The sequence below is a fragment of the Candidatus Binatus sp. genome, from assembly GCF_036567905.1.
GTDB lineage: Bacteria > Desulfobacterota > Binatia > Binatales > Binataceae > Binatus.
Window position 1 is genome coordinate 26,770 of record NZ_DATCTO010000008.1, and the last position, 12,835, is coordinate 39,604.

The window sequence follows — 12,835 nt, forward strand, 5'->3', positions numbered from 1 at the left end:
GGGTGATTTCTTCAGACGAAGACGCCGGCCCGATCCGCGTCCTGCACGTAAGTCCGTTCTTCGCACCAGCGTGGGCTTACGGCGGACTGGTCGAGTCTGCCTATCAGTTCGCCCGCCATCTGGCGCGCGCGGGAGCGGCGGTTCGGGTGCTGACTACGGACGCGAACGGATCGGGAAAGAAGCTGGACTCGGCGGCGAAGGCGCCGTACACGCACGGCCAGGGATTCGAAGTTCGCTACTGCGCGCGAGTCGCGCGTCAGTCGGTATCGCTCGAGCTTGTCGACGCGCTCGTCGAACAGGTGCGCTGGGCCGACGTGGTTCATCTGCACGCGGCGTACTCGTTTCCGACAATTCCAGCCTTACTCGTGGCGCGGATGCTGGAACGGCCGGTGGTGTGGACTCCGCACGGCGCGCTGCAGCGCTGGAGCGGGTCGCGGCGAATCCAGTTCAAGTCGTTGTGGGAGAAGGTGTGCAGCCTGGTTGCGCCGCGCGCCTTGGTGCTTCACCTGACCTCGGAGAGCGAGGTCGAGGAAACTCGCGCACGGTTTCCGCGCGCCACCATCGGACTAATTCCTAACGGAGTCGAGATTCCGCAATCGCTTCAGCGCGAGCCACGCGGCGCTGGGCTGCGGCTCGGATTTGTCGGCCGCCTCGATCCCAAGAAAGGAATTGAGAATCTGCTCGCCGCCTGTCGCATCCTGAAAGAGCGGGGCGGGCCGGTTTTCTCGCTCGCGATCGCGGGTTCGGGCTCGAGCGACTACGAGGCGAAACTTCGCCGCGAGATCGATCGCCTCGATCTGTCCCACGAGGTCGCACTTCTCGGCGACCTTCGCGGCGAGAAAAAACAGCGGATGTTCGAGGGGACCGACGTCGTCGTGGCGCCGTCGTTCACAGAGAATTTCGCAATAGTCGTAGCCGAAGCGCTTGCGCACGGCGCCGCCGTGATCGCGAGTACCGGTACTCCGTGGAAAGAAGTCGAGCGGGCAGGCTGCGGGCTGTGGGTCGGCAACGATCCCGCGAGCCTGGCGGACGCAATCTCCACGGTAAGCTCGATGCCCGTCGCCGAGATGGGCGAGCGCGGGCGGCGTTGGATGGCGGCAAGCTTTTCGTGGGACCGATGCGCGCTGGAAATGCTGGCGCTCTACAAAGACCTGCTGGCTCGGCCCGGCCATCGCGATGCGCGCCGCCGCGCATCGGTGGCAAGTCGAGATAGCTCTCCGCGAGGTTGCGCGGATGGCCTGCCGCCGCCGGGACGATGACAACGTTCGCGCGGCGCGAGTGGTTATTCATTGCGCTGGTGGCTGCGTTCTGCGCCATCTTTCTGCTCGAGTATCCCGCCTCGTTCGCAATCGCCGACGAGTGCGAGATCCTCTCGCTCGCCTATAGCATTGCGCACGGCACGGTTTATCCCGACCGCGCCGGACTGCTCACCTGGAACCCGTCGATGGAACTCGTGGTCGCCGGCCACCGCATCGTCAAGTACTCGCCGTTTCACGCGATGCTGCTGGCGCCGGCGGTCGCGAGCGACTGGCGGCTCGGCTTCCTGGTGAGCGCGGCATTTTTCATCGTGGGCGCGTTTGCGGTGCGAGCGATGCTCCGCGACGCGGGGCTCGCGACCGACTGGTGCATCCTGTATTTCCTGCTGCCCGGGATGCTCTACTACTCCGCCACGCTGATGGCCGCCGTTCCGAGCGCGGCGATGGGCGCAGTCGGAGTCGCTCTGCTGTGGCGCGAGCGCCCGCGCCGCGTTTGGGGAGCGCTCGCGCTTGGCGCCGCGGTCCTGCTGCATGAGGGGATGGCGCTATTTGCGATCGCGTCGGCGGGAGCGTGGTGGCTGTCGCGGCCGCGCGCCCGGCGATGGTCCGACGCGATGGCGCTCGCGGCGGGCGCCGCGCCGGCGATCATTGCGCTCGGAGCATATAACTATGCCACCACGGCGTCGGCGCTGCGCGGAGGCTACGCGATCAACGGCGAGGCCTTCTGGTTTACCGGCGAGCACTTCGCATCATTCTTTCCGTTCTACGTCGCATCGATCGCGATTTTCCCGGTGGCCGGACTTGCGGCGCTTTCGCCGCGATGGTCGCGAGGTTGGCAAACGCCCGCCGTGGTGGCTGCCATAGTGCTGGCGGCGTCGCTCTATGGTTATCGCGACGGCCTTACCAGCGGACTCACGCCGGCGGCGGCGATGCTCGCGGGTGCGGTACCCGGGCAGCGCTTTATCCTGCCGGCATCGGTAATCGCGTGCGTGCCGGCGGCGCGATGGCTCGATCAGCGGCTCGGGCTGCGGGGATTCGCCTGGACCAACGCGCGCCGGTGCGCGGCGCTCGCCACCTTCGTGGCATGCTTCGGGGTGATAGCCGCGCTCCACGAGGACTTCCTGCGCGCCAACGCTGCGGTGCAGACGGCCATCGCGCGCGCGGTTCCGGCCGGAGGACAAATCGTGGGCGCCGGCGAGGTGCTCAAGGAACTCGCGCCCGTGTACCGAAACGTCCGGCTGCGCCAGGTGGCTCCCGACGATCCCAATGTCGCGTCCGCCGCCGATTCATACCTGGTCTGGATGGGCGCGCCCGGCGCGCAGCCGCCGCCGGATTGGACGCGCGGGAGGACGACCGAACTGGTCCGTGCGCGCTCATGGGCATGGAATCGCGATCTCTGGATCGCGTGGCCCCGCGCCGCCCACGCCCACGCGCCGGCTTATTTCATCGGTTTCCGCACGGCGACGTAGGCGCAGCAATTTGGAAATGTAAGGTAACAATCAGTTCGGGTCATCAATGTTAATCGTAGGAATCAACGCATATCACGGCGACGCGAGCGCCGCCGCAATCGTTGACGGGATGCTGGTCGCAGCCGCGGAAGAGGAGCGCTTCAATCGCATCAAGCACGCCGCCGGCTTTCCGGTCGAGGCCTTGAAGTACGTGGTCTCTGCCGCGGGCGCATCGCCGCGCGACATCGACATCCTCGCCGTCGCGCGCGATCCGTGGGCGCGAATCATGCGCAAGGCGTGGCACGCGCTGAAGATGCCGTCCGTTGCGCGGGACAGGTTGAGCGCGCAATCGCGCTTTGCGTCGATCGGCGCGGAAGCGGCGCGCGCGCTGGGCGTCGGCGGGAGTTCGATTCCGGTGCGCCGCGTCGAGCATCATCGCGCGCATCTGGCGAGTTCGTTCCTGGTCTCTCCGTTCGACCAAGCGGCGCTGCTGTCGATCGACGGGTTGGGCGACTTCGCCAGCGCGATGTGGGGCGTGGGGCGCGGCGGCACGATTTCGCCGATGGGCGTGGTGACATTTCCGCATTCGCTGGGAATCTTCTACACCGCGCTGACGCAGTACCTGGGGTTTCCGAAATACGGCGACGAATACAAGGTGATGGGGCTGGCGTCGTACGGGGAGCCGGAGATGCTCGAGGAGTTCCGCAAGATCGTGATCGCGCCCGACGGCGGACGCATGGATTTCATGCTCGCGCCGGAATATTTCACCCATCAGAGGTCGGGCGGTGAGATGACGTGGCGCGCAGGCGAGCCCACGATCGGAAGACTGTACTCGGACTTCCTGGTGACCCGGCTGGGCCCGGTGCGCGATCCGGCCGAGCCGGTGGACAAACGCCATATCGCGATCGCGGCGTCGATGCAGCGGCGGCTCGAGGAAGTGATAATCGATCGGCTGCGAGTTCTGCAGCGCGCGACCGGACTGAAAAAGCTCTGCCTTGCGGGCGGCGTCGCCTACAACTGCGTCGTCAACGGCAAAATCCTGAAGCAGACGGGCTTCGAGGACATCTATATACAGTCGGCGGCGGGTGATGCGGGCCTGGCGATAGGCGCGGCTTTTGACCAATGGCATTCGAGCGCATCGCGGCCGCGCGAGTTTGTGATGGAGCATGCCAATTGGGGGCCCCAATTCCGCGCCGATGAGATCGCGGGATTACTCAGTTCGCGCGAATCTGAAATAGCCAGTCAGGGTTGCGTGATTAGCAAGATCGAAGATGAAGACGAACTCTGCCGCATGACCGCCGCGACGATCGCGGACGGGCAGGTCGTGGGATGGTTCCAGGGGCGGATGGAGTGGGGGCCGCGGGCGCTGGGCAATCGCAGTATCCTGGCCGACCCGCGCCGGGCCGGGATGCGCGACATCCTGAATTCGAAAATCAAGCGCCGCGAAATGTTTCGGCCCTTTGCGCCTTCGATTCTGGAGGAAGCCGCCGCTGACTACTTCACGCAGTCCTATCCGTCACCATTCATGCTGATGGCATACTCAGTGCGGCCCGAGAAGCGCGCGGTAATTCCGGCCACGACCCACGTGGACGGAACGGGAAGGCTGCAGACGGTGAATGCGCGGCAGAACCCGCTATACCACAAGCTGATCCGCGAGTTCGGCCGTCAGACTGGAGTACCGGTGCTGCTCAACACCTCGTTTAACGAAAACGAACCGGTGGTGTGCCGCCCTGAACAGGCGCTCGATTGTTTTCTCAGAACGAAAATGGACCTGCTGGTAATGGGACAGTTCACCGTTCGCCGCGGCGGCGGAAACTAGCTATCGTCGCGGGCCGGAAGATGCGTATCATCATACCTATAACTGCAAGTCATGAGGCTGGATTAATCTTGCACACCCAGCATAGGAGCCGTTCATGAAGAGAGTCCTGGTCACGGGCGCCGGTGGTTTCATCGGCCACCATCTGGTGAGTTATCTCAAGAAAAAGGGCGAATGGGTGCGCGGCGCGGATCTGAAATACCCCGAATATGAGCCGAGCGCGGCCGACGACTTTGCGTTGTTAGATCTGCGCCGGTGGGAAAACTGCCTGAAGGCGACCGATGGAATCGACGAGGTGTATGCTCTGGCCGCCGATATGGGAGGAATGGGTTTCATTTCGGCGCATCATGCCGAGATTCTGCGCAACAATTCGTTGATTAACATTCACACGATTGACGCGGCGCGCGAGAACGGCGCGAAACGCTACCTTTACACTTCGTCGGCCTGCGTTTACCCGGAGTATAGGCAGACCGATCCCAATGTCACACCGCTCAAGGAAGAAGACGCCTACCCGGCGCAGCCGCAGGACGCCTACGGTTGGGAGAAGCTGGTAACCGAGCACCTATGCATTCATTACCGGGAAGATTACGGGCTTGAGACGCGCATCGTGCGCTTCCATAACATCTTTGGCCCGCTGGGCACCTGGGACGGCGGCCGCGAGAAGGCGCCAGCCGCGTTGTGCCGCAAGGTGTCGCTCGCCAGGCTTAACGGCCAATCCGAGATCGAGATCTGGGGCGACGGCGAGCAGACGCGCTCGTTCTGTTACATCGACGATTGCCTGGAAGGCATCTACCGGTTGATGCGCTCGGATTACCGGGAGCCGCTCAACCTTGGCCAGGATCGACTCGTGACTATTAACCAACTCGCCGATATCGTCGCCGCGGCGGCGGGGGTTAGCATAACCAAGAAGCACGTAGCAGGCCCGCAAGGCGTGCGCGGCCGCAATTCTGACAACACGCGGCTGCGCGAAGTCCTTCATTGGGAGCCCGAGATAACCCTGGAAGAAGGTCTCAGGCGCACCTATCTCTGGATCGACCAGCAGGTGCGCGCGGCCGATCGTCGGATCGCGTCCGGGTCATCCGGGACGCTGGAGAATCCATCGAGCGCAGTGCGCCGCGGCTCCGCATCGTAGTCCTATGACAGGCGCGAAAGGCAAAGTGTTTTTTCGCCGGCGCCAGCAGAGCCGGCGCGCGATTTCCGGAACCGTTCAATTCCGGTTAGTCAAACGCGAGTACTATTCTTAAACCGTTCGTTCTGGCCTGACCGCGAGGCTACCGGTCAATTCCTGGCCGAACTTTGCGACGATCTTTCGCGCGACCACGAGGTTGCAATCGTGGCGGGGCCGTCGCGTCGCAGCGGTTTTGCGGGCTTTCGTTTGTGGTCGCATGAACAACGCGGCAAGGTTTCGATCGCTCGCACCTGGGGGACGGGATTTTCAAAGTCGAACCTGGCCGGCCGATTAGTCAATCTGGGTACCTACTACCTATTGGCGGCAATAGTGGCATTGCGGCTGCCGCGCCCCGATGTAATAGTCGCCGAGACCGATCCTCCGCTGCTCGGCGCGCTGGCGGCGGTGCTGAAACGGCGCTGGGGATGCAGGCTGATTTACAATGTGCGGGATCTTTATCCCGATATCGCGGAAGTTACCGGCGGTGTGCGCAACCCGTTCCTGCTCGGGTTGTTGCGCCGCGCCAACGACTACGCCTACCGGCGCGCCGACCTGATCGTGACGCTCGGCCATGATATGGCAGATCGAATCGTCAACAAGGGCGTCCCGGCCGACAAGGTGGTGGTGGTTCCGGATTGGGTGGATTGCGGACGCATCCGTCCGCTCGAGAGCAATCCGCTGCGCCGCAGCTTCGGGGGAAAGTTTGTCGTGATGTATTCGGGCAACATCGGACTTTCGCAGCAACTAGAGACCGTGCTCGAGGCCGCCGACCGGCTGCGCGATGACGAGCGCATTCTGTTCGCAATGATCGGCGAAGGCGCGCGCAAACAGTGGCTCGAGGAGCGGGCGCGCGCGATGGGATTGCCCAACGTGATCTTCCTGCCCTATCAGCCGCTGGAGAATCTGGCCGAGTCGCTGACTGCCGCCGATCTCCATCTCATTCCGCTCGCGCCGGGTGCGGCGGGATGCCTGGTGCCGAGCAAGATTTACGGAATCCTGGCGGCGGGCCGGCCGTTCATCGCAATGATGGAGGAGCGCGCGGAGGTCGCACAAATCGCGCGCGAAAACGCGGTCGGCTTTGTCGTGCGGCCGGGCGACGTCGCGGCTCTCATCGGCGCGATCCGCGAGGCGGTTGATGCGCCGCAGCGCCTCAAGCAGATGGGGATGCGGGCGCGCCGTCTGGCAGAGCTGCGGTTCGATCGGATCAAAGTTACCAGCCAGTTCGGCGCGGTTCTGGCCAGCGTCGCGATGGAGAACCAGCGGGAGAAAAAATGAATCGAGCGCGAAAGCCGATCCGGATTGTGCCCAAGGGATGGGGACGCGAGGTATGGATTGCAAACGGCGATCTCTACTGCGGGAAAATTCTCGAAATTCGCAAGGGCAAGAAGTGCTCGCTGCACTACCACAAACTCAAGACCGAATCGTTCTACCTGCGCAGCGGCAGATTGATCGTGCGAATCAAGGAGTCGCCGGAAAGCGCCACGATCGAGGAGTTTGAATTGAGCGCGGGCGAATGCATGGACGTGCCGATCGGATTGGTCCATCAGATGGAAGCGATCGAGGATGCCGAGCTGTTTGAATTTTCCACCCAGCACTTTGACAGCGATTCGCATCGGCTGGTGCGCGGCGACTGAATCCGGGACCGGCGCAAATCGATCGAAGCGCCTGCTCAGGCGCGGCGAAAAACGCCGCGCCTTTTTTGTTTCCGGCCGCGGGCTGGTTTTTGCGCACTGGCGGAAGTGGTATATTGCTGGGCGCCGCGCGGCGCGGCCTCAAGATGGGGAAAGTAGCATTGATTACCGGCGTGACCGGACAGGATGGTTCCTACCTCGCCGAGTTTCTTTTGAAAAAGGGTTGCGAAGTGCATGGGATGGTGCGGCGCACTTCGAGTTTCGCCACGGGACGGATCGATCATCTGCGCAAGGGCTTCGGACCCAATTCCGAGGGTTTGCAGTTGCACTATGGCGACCTCGGCGACGGCACCGGGCTTAGGCGAATCATCGAGCAGGTGCGTCCCGACGAGGTTTACAATCTCGCCGCGCAATCGCACGTGCGCATCTCATTCGATCAGCCCGAATACACGGCCGATGTGGTCGGGCTGGGGGCGCTGCGGCTGCTCGAGGCGCTGCGCGATCACAACAAGCGCCGCGGGCGGGCTGCGCGGCTGTACCAGGCGGGATCGTCGGAGATGTTCGGCAAGGTGGCGGAAAGTCCGCAGCGCGAGACCACGCCGTTTCATCCGCGCAGTCCTTACGCGTGCGCCAAGCTCTACGCGCACTGGCAGACGATAAATTATCGCGAAGCCTACGGGCTGTTCGCCTGCAACGGAATCCTGTTCAACCACGAGTCACCCAGGCGCGGCGAAAATTTCGTCACGCGCAAGATCACGCGTAGCGCGACGCGAATCAAACTGGGCCTCCAGGAGAAGCTCGCACTCGGAAACCTGGAGGCGCACCGCGACTGGGGATTCGCCGGCGACTACGTCGAGGCTATGTGGCTGATGCTGCAGCAGGAGCAGCCCGACGATTACGTAATCGCCACCGGCGAGACCCATTCGGTGCAGGAGTTTCTCGAAGTCGTGTTCGATCGCCTGAAATTGAAATGGCAGGATCACGTCGAGATCGATCAGCGATTCTTCCGTCCCGCGGAAGTCGATCTGTTGATCGGAGACGCTTCAAAGGCGAAGCGCCAACTCGGTTGGGAACCCAAAGTGAAGTTCGAGAAGCTCGCCGAATTGATGGTCGAAGCGGATCTTGAACTTGCCGAACGCGAACTGCGCGGCAAAGCGCATTAGCAAATCCTGTTACGCAAGTAACCTGACCGACTGACCGCCGCGCGGTCAGTCGGTCAAATCGCTTCATGTGAATTGCCCTGCTCGCAGCGTGGTGCTTACGATACATGGTCGATCGTTCATTCGATCATCCATTCGATCATCGATCGTACCTCATCGAAGGAACTGAGATGCCAGAAAAAGCTTATCCCGCGCGGACGATATTTCGGACGAGCGCGTCACGCTCGCGCCATTCGGTGGTGCTTTCCGATTCGATTCTGGATATCGCCACCGTCGAGCCGATTCAATTCATCGACCTCACGGATTACCTGAGCGAGCATCTGGCGATGAACGCGGTCGAGAGCGGTACGGTGACTGTGTTCTCGCGGCACACGACGGCGGCGATCAAGATCAATGAAGCGGAAGAGCTGCTGATCGAGGACTTCAAGAAGATGCTGCGCGAGCTAATTCCCTCGGAGCGCGGTTACAACCATAACGACATGAGCCGCCGCAAGCCGCCGATAGCTCCCGACGAACGCCCCAACGCGCATTCGCATTTGATGCATCTGCTGCTTTCGACCAGCGAGACGATTCCGGTGATCGACGGCCGGCTGGCGCTTGGCACCTGGCAGCGCGTGTTCATGGTCGAGCTCGATGGACCCCGCGAGCGCCAGGTGATGATCCGATGCGAGGCATATTATCCGCACGAAAAGGCGGAGGCCGTGGAACTGCACGCGGTTGACGGCGGCAATGGGCGCAACGGCGCGACGCACCATCGCGCGCACCCGAAGTAATTCCGGAATCGCTCAAATGGATGGCTAGCCGGCGGCGCGCTTGACGGCGGCGGCTTCGAATTCGCGCTCGAGTCGCTCGATATCGGCGGGTGAGAGGCTGAAATATCTGGCCTCAGGATGATGGAAGACGACTGCGCTGACGGCGCTTTCGGGGTCCATCATGAAACCCTCGGTCAATTGCACGCCGATCGCATTCTTCTCGACCTCGAGCAGGCGGAACAGCGGCGCCTGATCCTCGAGACGGGGACAAGCCGGATAACCGAACGAGAAGCGCTTGCCGCGATAGTGCGCCTGCACGAGATCCTTCAGCGAGAGTCCCGGCGGATCGCCGATTCCCCACATCTGGCGAATCTTGGCGTGCAGCAGCTCGGCAAACGCCTCGGCGCCCTCGAGCGCGAGCACCTGCAGGATATGCGAGCGCAGATAGTCGCCCTTGTTCTTCCAATCCTCCGCGAGCGCACGCACCCCGGCGCCGATCGTAGTGACAAACATGCACAAATAATCGGTGCGGCCGGAGTCGCGCGCGGCGACGTAGTCGGCCAGACACAAATGCGGCGCGTCGCTCTGGCGGCCAAAAGTGAACGACTCGAGCACCGTCTTGCCGTCGGGCGAATAGATCATGACCGTGCGCTCGCCGTCGGATTGCGCGGGGAAAAACCGGTAAACGGCGCTGGCCGAAATGTCCCCGCGCGCAAGAATCTGCTCCGCGACTTCCTCGACCCGATCGTGAAGTTCCCGCGCCTTGGAGTCGCCGGCCTCGAACGCCTCGACAAAGTTCTGAAAGCCGAGATGCTTGGCGTAAAGACTCTTGGGATTGATGTACTCGAAAATCTCGCCGAGATCGTAATTGCGGATCGTATGAGTCTTGAGGTCGGGCGGTTTCGGGATCTCGACGTCCCGACGCACCGATGAAGTGCGTGGCGCTGCGTCCGCGCTCGCGTCGGCGACCTTCGGCGCGGTCTCGAGCATCTTCATGGACTGCTCGGCAAGCACGCGCTTGAGCGATTCGCGCCGTTCGAAGTCCATGATCTGATTGGCGAGGTCGAGTCCGTTCATCGCGTCGTTGGCGTAAGCGACCAGGCCTCCGTACTCGGGCGCGATTTTCATCCGCGTGAACCGGTTCGACAACGCCGCGCCGCCGACCAGGATCGGACAATCGATTCCCGCAGTCTTCAAGTCCTGCGCCGTCGCGACCATCATCTGCGCCGACTTCACGAGCAAGCCCGACAGACCGATCGCGTCGGGTGCGTGCTCGCGGAAGGCCTTGATCAGTTCCTCGGGGGGCACCTTGATGCCGAGGTTGACGACCCGGTAGCCGTTGTTGCTGAGAATGATCTCGACCAGGTTCTTGCCGATATCGTGGACGTCGCCCTTGACCGTCGCGAGAATAATCTTGCCCTTGGCCGCGCTTTCGGACTTCTGCATGTGCGGTTCGAGGTGCGCGACGGCGGCCTTCATTGCCTCGGCCGATTGCAGGACTTCGGCGACAATCATCTGGTTGGTGTTGAACAGCCGCCCAACCTCGTCCATGCCCTTCATCAACGGGCCGTTGATGATTTCGAGCGGTCCGCGGGCGGCCAGCGCCTCCTCGAGGTCCTCGGCCAGGCCGTCCTTGGAACCCTCGAGAATGTAGCGGGCCAGGCGATCGTCGAGCGGCATCGACTTGCGATCCTCGGCCGCCACGGTGCTTTTGCGCGCGCGGAAATAGGCGGCAAATGCCGCGATCGGATCGTCGCCGCGCCACCAGATCAAATCCTCGGCGAGTTTCCGCTCCTGTTCGGGAATCGACGGATAGCGATGAAGTTTTTCGGAGTTGACGATCGCGAGGTCGAGACCCGCCTGCACGCAGTGATAGAGCATCACGGCGTTCAATACTTCGCGGCCCGCCTCCGGAAGTCCGAACGAGACGTTCGAGATGCCGAGGATCGTCTTGCAATTCGGAAGCCGCTGTTTAATCAGCGCAATGCCTTCGATCGTCTCGACGCCGGAGCCGATGTAGTTCTTGTCGCCGGTGCCGACCGGGAAAACCAGCGGATCGAAGATGATATCTTCGGGCTCGACGCCGTATTTTTCGGTGAGCAGCTTGAACGATCGCTCCGCCACCTGCAGCTTGCGATCGCGCGTAACGGCTTGCGCCTGCTGCTTGTCGTCGTCGATGCATCCGACGACCAGCGCGGCGCCGAAGCGGCGCGCCAGCGGCACGACCTTGTTGAAGCGGTCCTCGCCGTCCTCGAGATTGATCGAATTGATCAGCGACTTGCCCGGCGTGCGCTTGAGCGACTCTTCGATCACGCGATGATCGGTCGAATCGATCATCAGGGGCACTTTGACTTTTTTGACTTCGATTTCGAGAAAGCGCGTGACATCCGCCATCTCGTCGCGATCGGGATCCTGCAGGCATACATCGAGGATGTGCGCGCCGCGGCGCACCTGCACGCGTCCCACTTCGGAAGCTTCCTCGAACTTGCCGTCGGCGACGAGCCGCTTGAACTTGCGGCTGCCGAGCACGTTGGTCCGCTCGCCGACGATCACCGGCCGCGTGTCGTTGTCGATGACCAGCGTCTCGATTCCAGAAACCACCGAGCGCCTGACGGTAGAGCGCTGTCGCGGACGCTTGCCTGCCACCGCTTGAACCAGCAGCCGAATATGTTCCGGCGTCGTGCCGCAGCATCCACCGACCAGATTGACCCATCCATTTTCGGCAAAGCGCGCGACTTTCCCGGCGAGCATCGCAGGCGTCTCGTTGTAATGCCCTTCTTCGTCGGGCAAGCCCGCGTTGGGCACGCACGCGACAAAGAATTTCGAAATGCCCGACAGGGTGCGCAGGTGATCGGTCATGAAGTCGGGACCGGTGGCGCAGTTGAGGCCCATCCAGAGCAGGTCGCGATGCGCGAGCGAGGTGTAGAATGCTTCGATGTCCTGCCCGCTGAGCAGAGTGCCCATCGTCTCGATCGTTCCCGAGACTGCGACCGCGGGCGCCAGCCCAAGTTTTTCGATCGCAGCCTCGATGCCGACCAAGCCGGCCTTGCAGTTGAGCGTGTCGTTGACGGTTTCGAGCAGCAGGATGTCGGCGCCGCCCTCGATCAAGCCTTCGGCCTGCACCTGGTATCCGTCGCGCATCTGATCGAACGTGACGCCGCCGGTGACCGAGATGCTCTTGGTCGTCGGGCCCATCGAACCCGCCACGAAGCGCGGCTTGTCGGCGGTGCTGAAGCGGGCGGCTTGCTCGCGGGCGAGAGTCGCAGCGAGGCGGTTGAGCTCGTGCGCGTCGTGTTCGAGACCGTATTCGGCGAGCACGATGGAGCTGGCCTGGAAGCTCGCGGTCTCGATTATGTCGGCGCCCACTTCGAGAAACCCGTCGTGCATCCGGCGAATCAGCTCCGGGCGGGTGCGGACGACGTTTTCGTTGCAGCCTTCGTAGCGAGCGCCGCCGTAATCCGCGGCGCTCAGATTCTCGCCGAGCACAAAGGTGCCGAATGCGCCGTCCAGAACGAGGATTCGTTCGGCGAGCAACTCGTTCAGGAGCTTGATCCGGTGCGCATCGGTGGTCATTGTTGGATGCCCGCATAAGATGCGGGCGGTA

At 62.7% G+C, this 12,835-nt stretch carries 9 protein-coding genes; 8 read left to right on the top strand and 1 reads right to left on the bottom strand.

Translation table 11 applies throughout. The features are described from left to right. Positions 1–2 precede the first annotated feature (2 nt). From VIO10_RS00690 to VIO10_RS00725, 8 genes are all read left to right on the top strand, one after another. Positions 3–1,259, top strand: a complete 1,257-nt coding sequence (locus VIO10_RS00690) for a glycosyltransferase (RefSeq protein ID WP_331957964.1) — start codon at positions 3–5, stop codon at positions 1,257–1,259. Continuing rightward, on the top strand, positions 1,256–2,725 hold the full coding sequence (locus tag VIO10_RS00695) for a hypothetical protein (protein WP_331957965.1): 1,470 nt from the start codon (positions 1,256–1,258) through the stop codon (positions 2,723–2,725). Before VIO10_RS00690 ends, VIO10_RS00695 begins: the two co-directional genes overlap by 4 nt. Positions 2,726–2,771: 46 nt before the next feature. Then, positions 2,772–4,523, top strand: a complete 1,752-nt coding sequence (locus tag VIO10_RS00700; RefSeq protein ID WP_331957966.1) for a carbamoyltransferase family protein — start codon at positions 2,772–2,774, stop codon at positions 4,521–4,523. Positions 4,524–4,617: 94 nt separating this feature from the next. Then, entirely contained in the window at positions 4,618–5,652 is a 1,035-nt protein-coding gene (locus tag VIO10_RS00705) for an NAD-dependent epimerase/dehydratase family protein (protein ID WP_331957967.1), read from the top strand. 153 nt (positions 5,653–5,805) lie between these two features. Beyond that, a complete protein-coding gene (locus VIO10_RS00710) occupies positions 5,806–6,963 on the top strand; it encodes a glycosyltransferase family 4 protein (protein ID WP_331958050.1) in 1,158 nt (385 codons plus the stop codon). After that, on the top strand, positions 6,960–7,322 hold the full coding sequence (locus tag VIO10_RS00715; RefSeq protein WP_331957969.1) for a cupin domain-containing protein: 363 nt from the start codon (positions 6,960–6,962) through the stop codon (positions 7,320–7,322). Before VIO10_RS00710 ends, VIO10_RS00715 begins: the two co-directional genes overlap by 4 nt. 143 nt (positions 7,323–7,465) lie before the next feature. Then, positions 7,466–8,482 (top strand): GDP-mannose 4,6-dehydratase, encoded by a 1,017-nt coding sequence (gene gmd / locus VIO10_RS00720; RefSeq protein WP_331957971.1) that lies wholly within the window; start codon positions 7,466–7,468, stop codon positions 8,480–8,482. A gap of 167 nt (positions 8,483–8,649) precedes the next feature. Continuing rightward, positions 8,650–9,252, top strand: a complete 603-nt coding sequence (locus tag VIO10_RS00725; protein ID WP_331957973.1) for a secondary thiamine-phosphate synthase enzyme YjbQ — start codon at positions 8,650–8,652, stop codon at positions 9,250–9,252. Positions 9,253–9,276: 24 nt separating this feature from the next. On the opposite strand, the gene metH is transcribed toward VIO10_RS00725, so the two are convergent. Then, positions 9,277–12,804 carry a methionine synthase gene (metH, locus tag VIO10_RS00730; RefSeq protein WP_331957975.1) on the bottom strand — a complete coding sequence of 1,176 codons (3,528 nt, stop codon included), beginning with the start codon at positions 12,802–12,804 and terminating at the stop codon, positions 9,277–9,279. Between the last annotated feature and the right edge of the window lie 31 nt (positions 12,805–12,835).

What these genes read in the sequence shown, in the direction of transcription:
- VIO10_RS00705 (WP_331957967.1), top strand. Translation starts at nt 4,618, where the DNA reads ATGAAGAGAGTCCTGGTCACGGGCGCCGGTGGTTTCATCGGCCACCAT.
- VIO10_RS00695 (WP_331957965.1), top strand. Translation starts at nt 1,256, where the DNA reads ATGACAACGTTCGCGCGGCGCGAGTGGTTATTCATTGCGCTGGTGGCT.
- VIO10_RS00725 (WP_331957973.1), top strand. Translation starts at nt 8,650, where the DNA reads ATGCCAGAAAAAGCTTATCCCGCGCGGACGATATTTCGGACGAGCGCG.
- VIO10_RS00715 (WP_331957969.1), top strand. Translation starts at nt 6,960, where the DNA reads ATGAATCGAGCGCGAAAGCCGATCCGGATTGTGCCCAAGGGATGGGGA.
- gmd (WP_331957971.1), top strand. Translation starts at nt 7,466, where the DNA reads ATGGGGAAAGTAGCATTGATTACCGGCGTGACCGGACAGGATGGTTCC.
- VIO10_RS00700 (WP_331957966.1), top strand. Translation starts at nt 2,772, where the DNA reads ATGTTAATCGTAGGAATCAACGCATATCACGGCGACGCGAGCGCCGCC.
- metH (WP_331957975.1), bottom strand. Translation starts at nt 12,804, where the DNA reads ATGACCACCGATGCGCACCGGATCAAGCTCCTGAACGAGTTGCTCGCC.